The following is a 16,460-nucleotide window of genomic DNA, read 5'->3' as shown; positions in this document are numbered from 1 at the left end:
TTCTCGTGGGGCTGCGGTGATATAAGCGTGCACGCCATGATCGACGCCCTGCCACCCACCCAACCGTCACCCCGCCCATACGGCTCGGGCCACCCTTCCGAGCCGGTCGTTACACACCTTTTACAGCAGCCCGGCATTCAGCGCGTGCCCAGCCCGAAGCTGACATTGTTCATCAAGCGCGACTTCCTCCGCACCGATGAATGCGCCGCGCTCGTGGAGCGAATCGATGCCGAACGGCGCCCATCCACCGTGTCCGACTTCAACGGTGACGCAGCCTTTCGCACCAGCGAAACCTGTGATCTGCGCGCCGATGACCCCGTTGCCGCGGCGATCGACGCGCGAATCGCGGATTTTCTCGGCCTCGACCCAGTTTATGGCGAGCCGCTCCAGGGACAGCGCTATGCCGTGGGGCAGGAGTTCAAAGGCCATACCGACTATTTCGATCCGCAGGGCATCGACTTCGCACGCTACTGTTCGGTCGCCGGAAACCGCACCTGGACCGCGATGATCTATCTGAATCTGCCCGAAGCCGGCGGCGCGACGCGCTTCAAGACGATCGACAAGATCGTCCAGCCCGAAACCGGCAAGCTTCTCGCGTGGAACAATCTGCGCGCGGACGGCACGCCGAACCCGGCGACGATCCACCAGGGGATGAAGGTGCGGGCCGGCACGAAATACGTCATCACCAAATGGTATCGCGAACGGGTCTGGGCATAGCCCGCCGCCGATACGGCGTCACATAAGCGTCACCGTTTCGTTACCGTTCCGTCACCGGAATCACCGCTGCGTGTAACATTGCGTTCCTAGGACCGGGCCATCGGAGGCTTCGTGGGCACGACTCACGGGGGCCTTGCCGAACAGGGGCCGACATCAGCGTCGGCATTCAGGGCTGGAGACCGGGAAAAATGCGTAGTTTCAACGTGCGCCGTGCGCTTATCGTATCGACTTCACTCCTCGCGCTCGGCGGCTGCGGCGCCGACGACATCGCGTCGCCCGGCACCGGCGGCAACGTCAATATCAGCTATCCCGCACCGACTCCCGCGCCGTCGCCGACCCCGACCCCGACCGCATCGCTGGTAACGCCGGCCACCGGCTGCCCGACGATCGCCGATCCGCAGGGCCTGACCGACGCCGGCACGATCACCGGACCGACCGGCACCTACCGCGTCTGCACGCTGCCCGCGCGCATCAACACCAGCGTTCGCCTGACGAAGGTCGCAGGGCTTCTCTACCAGCTCGGCGGCCGCGTCGATGTCGGCACCGATCAGGGCGCCACCTCGACCAGCACCAACGTCGTCCTGACGATCGATCCGGGCGTCATCGTCTATGGCGGCACCGGCGTGTCGTGGCTGGCGGTCAACCGCGGCAACCAGATCAACGCGGTCGGCACCGCGACCCAGCCGATCATCTTTACCAGCCGCGACAACATCCTGGGGCTGAACAACGACAATTCGTCGGGCCAGTGGGGCGGCGTCGTGCTGATGGGCCGCGCGCCCGTCACCGACTGCACCGTCGCGCCGGCCGCGACCCCGGGCAGCGCGCAGTGCGAACGCCAGACCGAAGGCGCCGTCGATCCCGCAATCTACGGCGGCACCCAGACAGCCGACAACAGCGGCAAGATGAGCTACGTCCAGATCCGTTATTCCGGCTATGTCCTGTCCGCGAACAACGAGCTTCAGTCGCTGACGACCGAAGGCATCGGATCGGGCACCCAGCTCGATCACATCATGTCGTTCAACAGCTCGGACGACGCGGTCGAAATGTTCGGCGGGCGCGTGAACATGAAGTATTTCGTCGCGGTCGGCGCAGAGGACGACAATCTCGACACCGATACCGGCGTGAAGGCCAACATCCAGTATGCCATCGTCGCGCAGCGCACCTCGATCGGCGACGCGATCATCGAAGCCGATTCGGACAACGCGGCGGACGGCAATACCCCGCGGCAGAACACGCAGGTCGTGAACTTCACCTTCCTGTATCGTTCGCCGGGCGGCCCGGACGCAGCCGCAGTCCTGCTGCGCGGCGGCACCGATTACGGCCTGTATAACGGCCTGCTCGTCTCGCCGAACTATCCGTGCCTGAACATCAGCCGTCCGCAGACTGCCTCGACCACGGCGGACGCATCGATCGACGAACTCGGCGCCCCCGTCTTCCGCTCGGTCCTCATGCAGTGCGGATCGACCAAGTATCTGGGCACCAACGGCGTCACCGCCGCGCAGACCCAGGCGATCTTCGGTGCGGGCGCGAACGGCAACAGCGACACCTACACGCCGACCCTTGCCAGCCTGTTCATCAACGGCGCGACCGAAGCCGCGGCGACCGCATTCAACGCGAAGACGGTCAACGCGTTCTTCGACACGACGACCTATGTCGGCGCGGTGCGGGACGCGAACGACACCTGGTACAAGGGCTGGACCTGCGACAGCTCGGTCGCAAGCTTCGGTTCGGGCAGCAGCTGCACCTCGCTCCCCACCACCTGATCGTCGGTTGTTGAACGGGGGCGGGGTGCGGCGATGGTCGCGCCCCGCCCCTTTCGGATTTTTCAAAGGGGGTCTTCATGACCAAGCCGTCGCGCCTTGCCGGCCTGCTACTCGTCTCCACCGCGCTGGTGATGCCGGCGCTCGCCGCCGCCCAGACCACGAACACCGCATCGTCCAATCCCAGCGGCCAGCCCGCGCCGCAATCGACCGATACGGCGCAGGGCACGCCGGCCGATCAGACCGCCGCTCCCGCCGCGCAGGACCAGGCGCCTGACGTCTCCATTCCCGGCGGCGCCGACATCGTCGTCACCGGTCGCCGCACCGCCAATGTGCAGGCCACCTCGCCGCAGGTCGTCTCGGTGCTGTCGACCGCCGATATCGCGCGCACCGGCGAAGGCAATATCGCCGGCGCGCTCGCCCGCGTGACGGGCCTCAGCGTCGTCGGTAACGGCTTCGTCTACGTCCGCGGGCTGGGTGATCGCTACAGTCTCGCGCTCCTCAACGGCTCGCCGCTGCCAAGCCCGGAACCGCTCAAGCGCGTCGTCCCGCTCGACATCTTCCCGACCAATGTCATCGCGTCCAGCCTCGTCCAGAAAAGCTATTCGGCAAACTTCCCCGGTGAATTCGGCGGCGGCGTCATCAACCTGACCACGATCGCAGCACCGCGCGACGCGTTCCTGACGATCTCGGGCGGGGTCGGCGGCGACAGCGAGACGACCGCCCGGCTCGGCTACACCTATTATGGCAGCAAGACCGACTGGACCGGCTTCGACAACGGCAATCGCAGCCTGCCACCCGCGCTCGACGCCTTCTTCAAGAGCGGTGCGCGGATCGGTGACGGCACCGTCGATACCAAGGCGATCGCGAGCCAGATCGTCACCGGTCGCAACAGCATCGCGCAGCGGATCAGCCAGCTTCCCGCAAACTTCACCGGCAACATCACCGGCGGCAAGTCGTTCGACGTCGGCGGCGCGCTGCTCGGCGTCATCGCGACCGCCGGGATCAGCAACAAGTGGCAGACCCGCGATACGACGCAGCAAACGCCGTCGACGCTGGACCTCAGCCAGAAGGAGCTCGATTTCCAGCGGGTCATCACCGACAACCGTATCGTCGTGAACGGCCTGCTCGGGCTCGGCCTCGAATGGGACGAGAACAAGATTCGCGTCACCAACCTCTTCGTGCGCGATACGCTGAAGCAGACGCGTCTGGGCCAGGGGTTCGAGGCGACGAGCGGATTCACCCGCCTGGAACAGGATACCGCCTGGTATCAGCGCCAGCTGTTCGACACGCAGTTCACCGGCGAGTTCAAGCTCGGCGACTTCAAGCTGGAGACGCGCGGCGGCTATGCCAACACGAAGCGCGATGCCCCGTTCGAGCTGTCCTACGGCTATGTTCGCACCAACCGCGCGAACGATCCGTTCGGCCAGTATTTCGTCAACCGGCTGAACAACGGACAGCTTGGCAGCGCGTCGGTCGCGTTTTCCAAGCTGAACGAGGACCTGTATTCCGCCGGGGTCGATCTCTCCTACCCGATCCTCGACAAGGTGACGGCAACGGTCGGCTGGGCGTTCAGCGACACGAAGCGCTTTTCCTCGCGCCGCGAATTCCAGTTCATCGCGCCGAGCAACTTTCCGAACGGGGTCGATCTGTTCCGCCCCGATCTGCTGCTCCAGCCATCGGTCATCAACGCGTTCAACATCAACCTCGTCGAGACGACCGAGTCCGATCCCGCGTTCAACGCGCGGCTGAAGACGCAGGCGGGCTATGCCAAGGTCCGCGCGACGCTGTTCGATGCGTTCGATCTCGATCTCGGCGTGCGCTATGAAAAGGGTGAGCAGTCGGTCGATCCCGCCCGCGTGTTCACCACGCCGAGCAACTCGCTGGCCTCGACCCGGATCAACCGCGACTATTGGCTGCCGGGCGCCACGCTCACCTGGACGGTCGCGCCGCAGATGCAGGTCCGCCTCAACGCATCGAAGACGATCGCGCGGCCTCAGTTCCGCGAACTCATCTTCCAGCAATATTATGATCCGGAAACGAACCGTCAATATCGCGGCAACCCGCTGCTCATCGACAGCCAGCTCTACAACGCCGAAGCGCGGTGGGAGTGGTATTTCGCCAAGGACCAGCGCGTCTCGCTCGCCGGATTCTTCAAGCGCATCGACAACCCGATCGAGGCGTTCACCGGCTTTTCGGACAACCAGCCGCAGACGAGCTTCGCAAACGCCCCCAAGGCCAATCTCTATGGCGGCGAGTTCGAGCTGCAGAAATATTTCGACCTGTCCGGCATCGGCGGTGGCAGCGATCCCTTCTGGGGCACGCGGCGCGGCGTGTTCATCGCGAACTACACCTACACCAAGTCGAAGATCAAAGTCGGCGACGGCGATATCGTGAACGTCTTCGGCACCACGCCGCAGCCCGCCACGAACTTCTTCCGCGATGGGGCGCCGCTGACCGGCCAGTCGGATCACATCGCCAACCTGCAGTTCGGACTGGAGGACAAGAGTGGCCTGTCGCAGCAGACCTTCCTGCTCACCTATGCCAGCAAGCGGGTGACGAGCCGCGGCGCGGTCGGCCTGCCCGACATCTACGAAATTCCCGGCTTCCACCTCGATTTCGTGGCGCGCGAAGGCCTGACCATCGCGGGCGTCGATACGACCGTGAAGTTCGAGGCGCGCAACATCACCGGCACGAAATATCAGGAATATCAGCAGGTCGGCGACAACCGGAACTATTACAACCTCTACAAGGTCGGCGCCTCGTTCCAGATCGGGCTGGGCGTGACGTTCTAGCGTTTTCGACCTGAGTTGATTCTCCCGTTTGTTTCGAGCGTAGTCGAGAAACGTTTCCAGCCGCTGTTCAGCGTTTCTCGACGTCGCTCGAAACGAACGGAGGTGGTGATTCCAGCCACCCTTTTTTCGCTCTAGGACGCGACGCAAGCCTCTCCGTCGTCCCTGCGGAGGCAGGGACCCATGTCTGTCGCATTCGCGCGGAACTTGCAGACATGGATTCGGCGGACTCACGAAAGAAGTGCACCACTGATAGTGTGGTGGCGCGATGGGACGAGGGTATAGGCAGCTCAGCCTTGACGAGTGTATCGAGGTTGCGCGGCTGAAGGAGGCAGGCTGGTCGTTGCGTCGGATCGGCGCGGCGATCGGGCGCAGCCACACGACGGTGAGCCGGGAGGTAAGCCGTAACAGTCGCGCCACCAAGCTGTGGTCGGATGGTTATGCACCGGTGCGCGCACAGGAGTTGGCGGTGCGACGTCGACGATGGGACTGCCGGTTCAAGCTGGTGCGCCAGCCGGACCTGCAGGACCGCGTCCGGCAAAGCCTTGCGATGGGACATTCGCCCGAGCAGATCGCCGGCCGACTGGCGCGTGAGGCTGGTCGCACCGTCATCAGCCACGAGTCAATCTACCGCTTCGTCTACCACCGCTCCGCCCAGAAGGATTATTGGCACCGCCTGCTGCCGCGCGCCAAGTCCCGGCGCGGCCGATACCGTATGCACGGCGGCAGCCCGGCCAGCTTCATCAAGCATCGTCGCCCCATCACCGAGCGCACGCCCGAAGCCGATACGCGCCGGCAACCAGGCCATTGGGAAGCCGACTACATGCTGTTCGCCGCCTATGGCCAAGGCGTCCTCGTCCTGCACGAACGCGCCACCCGCTTCACGCTTCTCGACCACCCACCACACCGCAAGGCCGCGATGACCGCACAGCGCCTGGCACGCCGGTTGTGCGGCCTCCCGCAGGACCTGCGCCGCACCATCAGCTTCGACAATGGCACCGAGTTCGCCCAACATCACCGCCTGCATCACCTCGGCCTGCAGACCTTCTTTTGCGACGTGCGCAGCCCCTGGCAAAAGGGCGGGGTCGAAAACACCATCGGCCGCCTGCGACGCCTGCTGCCCCGCAAAACCAACCTCGACACACTCTCACCCGAACAACTGCGCGCCTACCCACAGCGCCTCAACGACACCCCAAGAAAATGTCTCGACTTCCAGACCCCCGCCGAGGCATTCCTCCGCATCTCAACCGGTGCACTTCAAACGTGAATTCACACCCCCGCCTGCGCGGGGATGACGGCGGAGGCGCAAAGCTTCCAGGCGTTACGATCGACGGAAAGCTGCGCGCCGTACGACGCCACCTCGCTTGAGGCTTCGATCCCTTGCGACAAAGCCCAAAACCAAAACCCCCGCGCGGTATGCCGCGCGGGGGTGAAAATGGTGGGCGCGACAGGGATTGAACCTGTGACCCCACCCGTGTGAAGGGTGTGCTCTACCGCTGAGCTACGCGCCCGTGTCTCTTGCCGAAACGATCCGGGAAGCGCGCGTTTAGGGGGCGTCAGCGCCGCTGTCCACCCCCGACGCGCGCAATCAGTTGACCGAGTCCTTCAGCCCCTTGCCCGCCTTGAACTTGGGCTGGGTGGATGCCTTGATCGTCATCGGCTCGCCGGTGCGCGGGTTGCGGCCGGTCGATGCCTTGCGCTTGGAAACCGAAAAGGTGCCGAAGCCCACGAGGCGCACTTCGTCGCCTTTCTTGAGCGAACCCGAAATCGTGTCGAACACCGCCTCGACGGCGCGCATCGCATCGCCCTTGGCGAGCCCGGACGCATCGGCCACGGACGCAATCAGTTCCTGCTTGTTCATACTCGTAGACCCCCAAAAACACGACGTGATGGATTAGCGTGGAATAAGAATGGAATCGCGGCGCAGTGCCGAACCTCCAATAAGGAGGGTTGGCCCGCGCGAGTCAAACGAAACCGCCGCGCGGGGTGTCCCAGGCGGCGGCTTGCGTGTCTCAGGTGCGACGATCAGTGGTGCAGTTCGCCACCGGCAGGCGCGATCGGCGCCGGCGGATAGGCCGCCAGCTCGTCGGCCTCGGTCCAGTCGATCGCCTCCAGCGGATCGACGAGCGCCAGTTTCAGCACTTCGTCGACATGGGCGACGGGCACGATCTTCAGCCCGTCCTTGATCGACGCCGGCACGTCGGCGAGGTCCTTCTCGTTCTCCTTCGGGATCAGCACCGTCTCGATCCCGCCGCGCAGTGCCGCGAGCAGCTTTTCCTTCAGGCCGCCGATCGGGAGCACCCGGCCGCGCAGCGTGACCTCGCCGGTCATCGCCACCTCGCGCCGCACCGGCACCCCGGTCAGGGTCGAAACGATCGAGGTGACGATGCCGATGCCGGCCGACGGTCCGTCCTTGGGGACGGCGCCTTCGGGAAGGTGGATGTGGATATCCTTGCGCGCGAAGATGCTGGGACGAATGCCGTAGCTCGGGGCGCGCGCCTTGACGAAGCTGAACGCGGTCTCGATCGATTCCTTCATCACGTCGCCGAGCTTGCCGGTGACCTTCGCCGCGCCCTTGCCGCCGACGGTCACGCTTTCGATCGTCAGCAACTCGCCGCCCACCTCGGTCCAAGCGAGTCCGGTCACTGCGCCGATCTGGTTCTCTTCTTCCGACAGACCGTGGCGATATTTCTGGACGCCGGCGAACTCGTGGAGATTTTCCGGCGTGATCGTCACCGACTCCGCCTTGCCCTCCAGAATGCGGCGCAGCGCCTTGCGCGCCAGCTTCGCGATTTCGCGCTCCAGCGTCCGCACACCCGCCTCGCGCGTGTAGCGCTGGATCAGCGCGCGCAGGCCCTCATTGGTCAGCGTGAATTCGCCGGCCTTCAGCCCGTGCGCCTCGATCTGCTTGGCAATGAGGTGCCGCTCGGCGATCTCGACCTTCTCGTCCTCGGTATAGCCCTCCAGCCGGATGATCTCCATCCGGTCGAGCAACGGCTGCGGCAGGTTTAGCGTGTTCGCGGTCGTCACGAACATCACGTCGGACAGATCGATATCGATCTCGAGATAATGGTCGTTGAACTTGTTGTTCTGCTCCGGATCGAGCACCTCGAGCAGCGCCGACGCCGGATCGCCGCGGAAATCCTGCCCCAGCTTGTCGATCTCGTCGAGCAGGAACAGCGGGTTCGATGCGCCGGCCTTTTTCAGGTTCGTCACGATCTTGCCCGGCAGCGACCCGATATAGGTCCGCCGGTGGCCGCGGATCTCCGCCTCGTCGCGCACCCCGCCCAGCGACTGGCGGATGAACTCGCGCCCCGTCGCCTTGGCGATCGACTTGCCGAGCGAGGTCTTGCCGACGCCCGGCGGCCCGACGAGACACAGGATCGGGCCCTTCAGCTTATTGGTCCGCGCCTGCACTGCCAGATATTCGACGATCCGGTCCTTCACCTTCTCCAGCGCATAATGATCCTCGTCGAGCACCGCCTGCGCCGCCGCGATATCCCTCTTCAGCTTCGACTTCTTCCCCCACGGCAGCCCGAGCAGCACGTCGAGATAGTTGCGCACCACCGTCGCCTCGGCCGACATCGGCGCCATCGTCTTCAGCTTCTTCAGCTCCGCGGTCGCCTTCGAACGCGCTTCCTTCGACAGCTTCAGCGTCGCGATCTTCTGGGTCAGCTCGGCGATCTCGTCGCCCTCGCCTTCCTCGCCCTCATTGCCGAGCTCGCGCTGGATCGCCTTCAACTGCTCGTTGAGGTAATATTCGCGCTGCGTCTTCTCCATCTGGCGTTTGACGCGGCTCTTGATCTTCTTCTCGACCTGCAGAACGCCGAGCTCGCCTTCCATCAGTGCGAACGACATCTCCAGCCGCTTCATGGGATCGCTCTCCATGAGCAGCGCCTGCTTCTCGGCGACCTTGACCGAGATGTTCGCCATGATCGCGTCCGACAGCCGCGACGCCTCGGCGGTCTCCAGCAGCTCGCGCAGCTGCACCGGCGTTTCGGCCGGCAGCTTGCGGTTGAGTTTCGCGTAATTTTCGAACTGGTCGACGACGGAGCGCATCAGCGCCGCGGCTTCCGGTCCTTCGACCGGCTTGTCCTCCAGCGGCACGATATCGGCGGTCAGATAGCCGTCGCCCTCGCGCATGGTTTCCAGTGTGCCTCGCGCCTTGCCCTCGACAAGCACGCGCACCGTGCCGTCGGGCAGCTTCAGCAGCTGTAGGACGGTCGCGGTGACGCCGATCGAATAGAGGTCGTCGCGGTCGGGATCATCCTCGCCGGGATCGAGCTGCGCCACGAGGAAGATTTCCTTGTCCGCCGCCATCGCAGCCTCGAGCGCGGCGACCGACTTGTCGCGGCCGACGAACAACGGCACGATCATGTGCGGGAAGACGACGATGTCCCGCAGCGGCAGGACGGGGTAGGTCTGGATCATTCAAAACTCCGCACAGCGCCGACAGGGCGCCGTTCGGATCATATATGGGGTGCGCGTGAAATCCATCAATCATGTCGTTGGGCTCGCGCTCGGCGCCGCCTTCCTGTGTGCCGCCAGCGTGCCGGGCAAGGGCGAGCCGCCGCTGACCGAGCAGACGATGAAGTCCGGTGGCCAGCGCCCCGCCGAGCAATTGGCGATGACGTTCGATTCGGCCGATCTCGCGTTCGAGGTGGTGCCCGACACGCACGTGCTGAACGGAGTCGCGACACTTGGTTTTACCGCCAGGTCACCGCTGAACCGGCTGGTGATCGACCTCGACCGTAACCTGCCGATCAGCGCGATCGTTATCGACGGAGCGCCCCTCGCGCGCTCGGCCTGGTCGAATCCGCAAGGCCAGCTGACGATCACCCTGCCCAACCCGCTGGCCAGGGGCGACCGCGTCACCGCGCGGATCACCTATGGCGGCACCCCGCACGTCGCGGTCAACGCGCCGTGGGACGACGGAGTCGTCTGGTCGAAGACGCCCGACGGCCGCACATGGTTCGCGACGACCGCGGAGGGCTATGGCTGCGACCTGTTCTGGCCCTGCCTCGATTTCCCCATGGGCGAACCCGGCAAGGTGACGCTCCACATCACCGTGCCCAGGGGCCTGAAGGCGCCGTCCAACGGCCGCCTGCTTGGCGTCGATACGCTCGCTGACGGCCGGACGCGGTGGAACTGGGAGACGAAGCACCCCAATACCTACGCGATCGCGCTCAATGTCGGGCCGTATGAGGAGATCAGCGGCACCTACAAGAGCCGCTTCGGCAACACGATCCCGATGTTCTACTGGTATCTGCCGGGCGAAAAGGCGCAGGCCCAGGCGCTGTTCGCCGAGTTCGCGCCGACGCTCGATTTCTTCGAAACCATGATCGGCCCTTACCCCTTCGGCGACGAGAAGGTCGGCGTGGTCGAGACGCCGCACAAGGGCATGGAGCACCAGACCATCAACGCCTACGGCAACGCCTATGCCAAGGCGCCCGAGGGCTTCGACTGGCTGTTCCAGCACGAATTCGCGCATGAGTGGTTCGGCAACCAGCTGACCGCGGCGAACTGGGACGATTACTGGCTCCACGAAGGCTTCGGCACCTACATGCAGCCGCTCTACGGCCAATGGCGCGAGGGCGACATTCGCTACGCGGTGATGCTCGACGGAGAGCGCAACGGCATTCTCAACAAGGCACCGATCGTCCGCGACCGGCTGATGACCGAGGAGGAGGTCTACGAGCCGTCGAAGGGCGGCGCCGGGCTCGACATCTACAACAAGGCGTCGTGGATGCTCCACACGTTGCGCGGCCTCATCGGCGACAAGGCGTTCTTCGACGCGACGCGGCGCATCGTCTATGGCAGGCCCGACCCCAAACCCGGCAACTTCACGCCACGCTTCGGCTCGACGCGTGAGTTCGAGGGGATCGTGCGGCAGGTCACCGGCAAGGACTATGGCTGGTTCTTCGACGTGTATCTGCGCCAGGCCGCGCTGCCGGCCTTGACGATGACGCGGGAAGGCGGCGGCTACCGCCTCACCTGGACGACGCAGGGCAAATCGGCCTTCCCGATGCCGATCGACGTCGCCGTCGATGGCAAGGTGCAACGCGTCGCCATGGCTGACGGGCGCGGGTTCGTCGCTGCGCCGGCAGGCGCGCATGTCGTCGTCGATCCGATGGCGCGGGTGCTGCGCAGCAATCCTGCGATCGATGCATTTCAGGCCTGGAAGGCCGCGCAGGCGAAAAAGCCCAAATGATGGGACTGGCACCCGTCGGCCTTCCCGGCCTGGCCGCCCTCGCGGCGGGCGGGTTGGCCTTTTTCCTCGCGCTGATCGTCGCCCGCTCGCGGCGCGAACGCGAAAGCGGGGGCAAGCGATCGTCGCGCTCGATCGCGGGGATCGTGGTGCAGGGCCTCGGAATGGCGCTGGTGTTCATCGGCCCGGTCAGCGTTCGCCTCGATCCGCTCGGGGCAGTCGCGGCCGGCGAAGCGGCGGTCGTGACGCTCCTGATGGCCGCATCGGTCACGCTGTTCGTCTGGTCATCGCGCACCATGGGGCGCAACTGGAGCCTCGTCGCGCGCACCCGCTCCGACCACGAACTCGTGACGACCGGCCCGTTCGCCCATGTCCGCCATCCCATCTATGTCGCGATGGCGCTTACCATGCTCGCCACCAGCATCGCGCTCGGCCATGAGCGCGCGCTCCTGATCGGCGTGCCGCTCTTCGCGATCGGGACGTGGCTCAGGATCAGCGAAGAGGAACGCCTGCTGCGCGCGATGTTCGGCGACGAGTATGGCGCATATGCTGCACGAGTCAGGCGCTTCGTGCCGGGCGTGTTCTAGCGCCCGTCACCCCGCGAAGACGAACTTACGTTTCCCGCAGCGCGGTGATGATCGCCGAGAAGTCCTTGCCGCCCTCACCCGCCGCCGCAAAGGCTTCATACCGCTCGGCTGCCTTTGCGCCCATCGGGGTGTCCGCGCCCACATCCTGCGCCGCTGCCATCGCAAGCCGCAGATCCTTCAGCATCAGTGCCGTCGCGAAGCCGCCCTCATAGCCACGATCCGCGGGCGTTTCGGGGCCGACGCCGGGGACCGGGCAATAGCTCGTCATCGACCAGCTTTGCCCCGAAGAGACGCTCGCGATATCGAAGAACGCCTGCGCATCGAGGCCCAGTTTTTCGGCGAGCACGAACGCCTCGCACGTCGCGATCATCGTCGCGCCGAGGATCATGTTGTTGCAGATCTTCGCGGCCTGGCCCGCGCCTGCGACACCCGCGCGGATCACCGCCTTGCCCATATCGGCGAGGAACGGCTCGGCGCGCTTGAACGCGGCTTCGCTGCCACCGACCATGAACGTCAGCGTGCCCCCGTTCGCAGCCGCGATCCCGCCCGACACCGGCGCATCGACCGCGGCAAAGCCCTTCGCCTGCGCGGCTTCTGCCACGCGCTTCGCAGTAGCGACGTCGATCGTCGAACAGTCGATCAGGATCGCCGATGCGGGCGCCGCACCGAAGATGCTGTCGGCATAGACCTGCTCGACATGGGTGCCGGCGGGCAGCATCGTGATGATCGCTTCGGCGCCATCGCACGCAGCGGCAGCGCTCTCGGCGACCAGGCATCCGGCGGCCCTGGCTCGCTCCAGCGCCTCGGCGGACAGATCGAAGGCGCGGACATCGTGCCCCTTCTTCGCGAGATTGGCGGCCATTCCGCCGCCCATATTGCCAAGTCCGATGAATGCGACGCGTGCCATTATCTACTCTCCTTGTGTCCCCGCGAAGGCGGGGACCCAGACTGGGCTCCCGCCTTCGGACCCCTTCAAAATACTACTTTGAAGGGAAGCCCTTCGCAGGAGCACATCACGCCTTACTTCCCCGTCCAGTTCCCCGGACGCTTCTCTACGAAGGCCGCCATTCCTTCCTTCTGGTCCTCGGTCCCGAACAGCCCGTGGAACAGCCGCCGCTCGAACTGGACGCCCATCGCCAAACCCGTCTCGAACGCGGCGTTGACCATTTCCTTGTTCGCCTTGACCGCAAGCGGCGCCATCGCCGCGATCGTCGCCGCGGTCTTCACCGCATCCTCGACCAGATCGGCGGCGGGGACGATACGGCTCACCAGCCCGGCGCGCTCCGCTTCGGCGGCGTCCATCATCCGCCCGGTCAGGCACATCTCCATCGCCTTGGCCTTGCCGACCGCACGGGTCAGCCGCTGCGATCCGCCCATGCCGGGCGAAACCGCGAGCTTGATCTCGGGTTGTCCGAACTTCGCGGTGTCGGCGGCGAGGATGAAGTCGCACATCATCGCCAGCTCGCACCCGCCACCGAGCGCATAGCCGGCGACCGCCGCGATGATCGGCTTGCGGGTCGCGGTGAAGCGCTCATAACCACCGAAGAAATTGCCGCCATACATCGCGGCGAAGCCCTGGCCCGACATCTCCTTGATGTCGGCGCCGGCCGCGAACGCCTTGTCGCTGCCAGTCAGCACGGCACAGCCCTGTGTTTCGTCAGCATCGAACGCAGCGAACGCGGCGAGCAGATCGGCGAGCACCTGGCTATTGAGCGCGTTCAGCGCCTGCGGACGGTTGAGCGTGACGAGCGTCACCGCGCCGCGCTGTTCCACAAGGATGGTTTCGTATTCAGCCACGTCGCTCTCCATTCAGCGGTCGTCGGGGGTCCACGCCTCGTTGTCGGGCAATGGCGCGAAAATCTGGTCGATGACGTGGTCGGTCACGCCCTCCGGCGTCGCCGGGTCCCAGCGCGGCGCATTGTCCTTGTCGACGATCACCGCGCGGACGCCTTCCAGGAAATCATGCCGCTGCACCACCCGCGCGCCGACGGCATATTCCTTACGCATCTCGTCCGCGAAGCTTGCCATCGCCGCGCCGTCCTTCAGCAGGCGCAGCGACACCTTCATCGTCTGCGGAGACTTGGTTTTCAGCGTGGCAAGCGTTGCGGTGGCCCATTCGCTGACATCGCGTTCCAGCGCGGCGAAAATGTCCTCGAGCCGATCGGACTCGAACAGACGGTCGATCGTCTCGCGGCGCTCCAGAATCGCAGCGCTGGCGGCTGGCGCAGAGAGCTCGTCGAGGATCGCCTCGATCGCCGCCGGCTCGCCCGTGATCCGCCGCTTCGCCTCCTCAAGACGTTCACTCGGCAGGAAATGCGTCGCGAGGCCGAGCGCAAGACATTCCGCCCCGTCGAGCCGGTGCCCGGTCAGCGCCAGATATTGCCCGATCCGACCCGGCAGGCGCGAAAGATACCAGCCGCCGCCCACATCGGGAAACAGCCCGATCCCCGTTTCGGGCATCGCCAGCTTCGTGTTCTCGGTCGCCACGCGGTATTTGCACGGCAGCGCGATACCAACCCCGCCGCCCATCGTGATCCCGTCCATGAACGCGATCGTCGGCTTCACATAGGTAAAGAGCCGGTGGTTCATGCGGTATTCGGTGTGGAAGAACGCCCGCGCCGCCTCCCCGTCCGTCGCCCCGCTATCGGCGAGCATCCGGATATCGCCGCCCGCGCAGAAACCGCGTCCCTCCGCATGGTCGATCATCACCGCGCGGATCGCCTCGTCGCCGCGCCATGATTCGAGCGCTTCCAGCACGCCCTCGCACATCGCCGTGTTCAGCGCGTGGAGCGCCTTTGGCCGGTTGAGCCGGATACGGCCGACCGGGCCGCTTGCTTCGACGATGAGATCGGGTGTCATTGGCGGATCAGGTCCCGACCGACGATCATCCGCATCACCTGGTTCGTTCCCTCAAGGATCGAATGCACCCGCAGGTCGCGCCAGAAACGCTCGATTGGATAGTCCATCAGATAGCCGTAGCCGCCATGCAGCTGGAGCGCGCGGTCGACGATGGAACTGCCATTGTCGGTCGCCAGCCGCTTCGCCATCGCCGAAAAGCGCGACTTGTCGGGCGCGTTCGCCGTCACCTTTGCCGCCGCGATATAGAGCAGCGCGCGCGCCGCCTCCAGATCGGTCGCCATGTCGGCGAGCATGAACTGCGTGTTCTGGAAATCGGCGACCGGCTGGCCGAACTGCTGCCGTTCCTTGGTATATTTCACCGATTCATCGAGGCAGCGCTGCGCCCCGCCGAGCGAGCAGGCGCCGATGTTGAGCCGCCCGCCGTCGAGCCCCGCCATCGCGAAACGGAAGCCGTCCCCCTCGGCACCGACGCGGTTCTCCACCGGCACGCGGCAATCCTCGAAGATCACCTGCGCGGTCGGCGAGGCATTCCAGCCAAGCTTACGCTCCGGCGCGCCGAAGGACAGGCCGGGCGTGTCCTTCTCGACGACCAGGCACGAAATGCCCTTCGCCTTCTCGTCGCCGGTGCGCACCATGCAGACATAGAGGTCGTTGTAGCCCGCGCCCGAGATGAACTGCTTCGTGCCGTTGAGCACGTAATGATCGCCGTCCAGCCGCGCGGTCGTCTTCAGCGCGGCAGCATCGGAGCCCGAACCCGGCTCGGTCAGGCAATAGCTCGCGATCCTGTTCATGCTGACCAGATCGGGAAGGAACCGGTCCTTGATCGCCTGCCCGCCGAAGCGGTCGATCATCCACGTCGCCATGTTGTGGATCGAGATATAGGCGCTGGTCGCGGGGCAGCCATAGGCCATCGCCTCCATGATCAGCGCCGCTTCCAGCCGGCCGAGCCCGATCCCGCCCGATTCCTCGCCGACATAGATCGCGCCGAAGCCAAGCTCGCCCGCGGCCTTCCACACATCGACGGGATAATGGTGCTTCTCGTCCCACTCGGCGGCGAACGGCGTGATCCGGTCGGCGGTGAACTTGCGCGCGAGGTCCTGGATCTCGCGCTGGTCGTCGGTGAGGTCGAATTGGTCGGTCATTGCTCTTCGGTCATTCCAGTGCGGGATTCGGTCAGCCACGCCAGCGCGGCGGCATAGTCGTTGAACACGCGGATATGGGGGGCGACCAGCACGCGCAACGCCTGAAGCTTCAGCAACCCGCCGCCGGTGACGATCGCCGTGGGGACGAGCAGGCCGTCCTCGATACGGTTGACGATGCCCATGAAGCCCGCGCTGACCGGTATCGACTGAACCGGGAATTCCCGAGCGTCGGCCAACACGGTGAAGCGTTTGCCCGTCGCGCCGAGCGCTCGCATCTCCCGCAGCAACTCGTCGCCGAAGCGATCGAGCATCGACCGGTCCCAGAACCCCTCGGCTGCAATGACGAGCATGGCGCGATCCGGATCGAACCGGATCCGGTAGGTCATTGCGGCATC

The 16,460-nt window shown here is 65.3% G+C and carries 13 protein-coding genes and 1 tRNA gene; 6 read left to right on the top strand and 8 right to left on the bottom strand.

Annotated elements, in window-relative coordinates:
* The first annotated feature begins 36 nt into the window (after window positions 1–36).
* From BOS5A_RS05530 to BOS5A_RS05515, 4 genes are all read left to right on the top strand, one after another.
* A complete protein-coding gene (locus BOS5A_RS05530; RefSeq protein WP_151954164.1) occupies window positions 37–717 on the top strand; it encodes a prolyl hydroxylase family protein in 681 nt (226 codons plus the stop codon).
* Window positions 718–905: 188 nt separating this feature from the next.
* Window positions 906–2,480 (top strand): hypothetical protein, encoded by a 1,575-nt coding sequence (locus BOS5A_RS05525; RefSeq protein WP_151954163.1) that lies wholly within the window; start codon window positions 906–908, stop codon window positions 2,478–2,480.
* Window positions 2,481–2,557: 77 nt separating this feature from the next.
* On the top strand, window positions 2,558–5,272 hold the full coding sequence (locus tag BOS5A_RS05520; protein WP_151954162.1) for a TonB-dependent receptor domain-containing protein: 2,715 nt from the start codon (window positions 2,558–2,560) through the stop codon (window positions 5,270–5,272).
* A 265-nt stretch (window positions 5,273–5,537) separates the two neighbouring features.
* Window positions 5,538–6,536, top strand: coding sequence for an IS30 family transposase (locus BOS5A_RS05515; protein ID WP_151954161.1), 999 nt, complete (start codon window positions 5,538–5,540; stop codon window positions 6,534–6,536).
* Window positions 6,537–6,705: 169 nt separating this feature from the next.
* On the opposite strand, the gene BOS5A_RS05510 is transcribed toward BOS5A_RS05515, so the two are convergent.
* The 3 genes from BOS5A_RS05510 to lon form a co-directional block, all read right to left on the bottom strand.
* Window positions 6,706–6,780, bottom strand: a tRNA-Val gene (locus BOS5A_RS05510).
* A 77-nt stretch (window positions 6,781–6,857) separates the two neighbouring features.
* Window positions 6,858–7,130 carry an HU family DNA-binding protein gene (locus tag BOS5A_RS05505; protein WP_151954160.1) on the bottom strand — a complete coding sequence of 91 codons (273 nt, stop codon included), beginning with the start codon at window positions 7,128–7,130 and terminating at the stop codon, window positions 6,858–6,860.
* A 164-nt stretch (window positions 7,131–7,294) separates the two neighbouring features.
* Complete coding sequence (gene lon, locus BOS5A_RS05500; RefSeq protein ID WP_151954159.1) at window positions 7,295–9,700, bottom strand: endopeptidase La; 2,406 nt, start codon at window positions 9,698–9,700, stop codon at window positions 7,295–7,297.
* Between the two features lie 55 nt (window positions 9,701–9,755).
* Here lon and BOS5A_RS05495 point away from each other — a divergent pair, with 55 nt between their 5' ends.
* Together BOS5A_RS05495 and BOS5A_RS05490 are read left to right on the top strand one after the other, a co-directional pair.
* Entirely contained in the window at window positions 9,756–11,480 is a 1,725-nt protein-coding gene (locus BOS5A_RS05495) for a M1 family metallopeptidase (protein ID WP_442800499.1), read from the top strand.
* Complete coding sequence (locus tag BOS5A_RS05490) at window positions 11,480–12,064, top strand: methyltransferase family protein (RefSeq protein WP_234419219.1); 585 nt, start codon at window positions 11,480–11,482, stop codon at window positions 12,062–12,064. Before BOS5A_RS05495 ends, BOS5A_RS05490 begins: the two co-directional genes overlap by 1 nt.
* A 25-nt stretch (window positions 12,065–12,089) precedes the next feature.
* On the opposite strand, the gene mmsB is transcribed toward BOS5A_RS05490, so the two are convergent.
* From mmsB to BOS5A_RS05465, 5 genes are all read right to left on the bottom strand, one after another.
* On the bottom strand, window positions 12,090–12,971 hold the full coding sequence (mmsB, locus tag BOS5A_RS05485) for a 3-hydroxyisobutyrate dehydrogenase (protein ID WP_151954157.1): 882 nt from the start codon (window positions 12,969–12,971) through the stop codon (window positions 12,090–12,092).
* A 113-nt stretch (window positions 12,972–13,084) separates the two neighbouring features.
* Window positions 13,085–13,861, bottom strand: a complete 777-nt coding sequence (locus tag BOS5A_RS05480) for an enoyl-CoA hydratase (protein ID WP_199857225.1) — start codon at window positions 13,859–13,861, stop codon at window positions 13,085–13,087.
* 12 nt (window positions 13,862–13,873) lie between these two features.
* Window positions 13,874–14,923, bottom strand: a complete 1,050-nt coding sequence (locus tag BOS5A_RS05475; RefSeq protein WP_151954155.1) for an enoyl-CoA hydratase/isomerase family protein — start codon at window positions 14,921–14,923, stop codon at window positions 13,874–13,876.
* Window positions 14,920–16,065: an acyl-CoA dehydrogenase family protein gene (locus tag BOS5A_RS05470; RefSeq protein ID WP_151954154.1), complete on the bottom strand. Its 1,146-nt coding sequence runs from the start codon at window positions 16,063–16,065 to the stop codon at window positions 14,920–14,922. Before BOS5A_RS05470 ends, BOS5A_RS05475 begins: the two co-directional genes overlap by 4 nt.
* Window positions 16,062–16,451, bottom strand: a complete 390-nt coding sequence (locus BOS5A_RS05465) for a hypothetical protein (protein ID WP_151954153.1) — start codon at window positions 16,449–16,451, stop codon at window positions 16,062–16,064. Before BOS5A_RS05465 ends, BOS5A_RS05470 begins: the two co-directional genes overlap by 4 nt.
* Window positions 16,452–16,460: the final 9 nt, after the last annotated feature.

The sequence above is a fragment of the Sphingomonas sp. EC-HK361 genome, from assembly GCF_902498785.1.
Lineage (GTDB): Bacteria > Pseudomonadota > Alphaproteobacteria > Sphingomonadales > Sphingomonadaceae > Sphingomonas.
This window is presented reverse-complemented; position numbering and strand designations above follow the sequence as displayed.

What these genes read in the sequence shown, in the direction of transcription:
- lon (WP_151954159.1), bottom strand. Translation starts at nt 9,700, where the DNA reads ATGATCCAGACCTACCCCGTCCTGCCGCTGCGGGACATCGTCGTCTTC.
- BOS5A_RS05520 (WP_151954162.1), top strand. Translation starts at nt 2,558, where the DNA reads ATGACCAAGCCGTCGCGCCTTGCCGGCCTGCTACTCGTCTCCACCGCG.
- mmsB (WP_151954157.1), bottom strand. Translation starts at nt 12,971, where the DNA reads ATGGCACGCGTCGCATTCATCGGACTTGGCAATATGGGCGGCGGAATG.
- BOS5A_RS05515 (WP_151954161.1), top strand. Translation starts at nt 5,538, where the DNA reads ATGGGACGAGGGTATAGGCAGCTCAGCCTTGACGAGTGTATCGAGGTT.
- BOS5A_RS05490 (WP_234419219.1), top strand. Translation starts at nt 11,480, where the DNA reads ATGGGACTGGCACCCGTCGGCCTTCCCGGCCTGGCCGCCCTCGCGGCG.
- BOS5A_RS05525 (WP_151954163.1), top strand. Translation starts at nt 906, where the DNA reads ATGCGTAGTTTCAACGTGCGCCGTGCGCTTATCGTATCGACTTCACTC.
- BOS5A_RS05465 (WP_151954153.1), bottom strand. Translation starts at nt 16,451, where the DNA reads ATGACCTACCGGATCCGGTTCGATCCGGATCGCGCCATGCTCGTCATT.
- BOS5A_RS05505 (WP_151954160.1), bottom strand. Translation starts at nt 7,130, where the DNA reads ATGAACAAGCAGGAACTGATTGCGTCCGTGGCCGATGCGTCCGGGCTC.
- BOS5A_RS05475 (WP_151954155.1), bottom strand. Translation starts at nt 14,923, where the DNA reads ATGACACCCGATCTCATCGTCGAAGCAAGCGGCCCGGTCGGCCGTATC.
- BOS5A_RS05470 (WP_151954154.1), bottom strand. Translation starts at nt 16,065, where the DNA reads ATGACCGACCAATTCGACCTCACCGACGACCAGCGCGAGATCCAGGAC.
- BOS5A_RS05530 (WP_151954164.1), top strand. Translation starts at nt 37, where the DNA reads ATGATCGACGCCCTGCCACCCACCCAACCGTCACCCCGCCCATACGGC.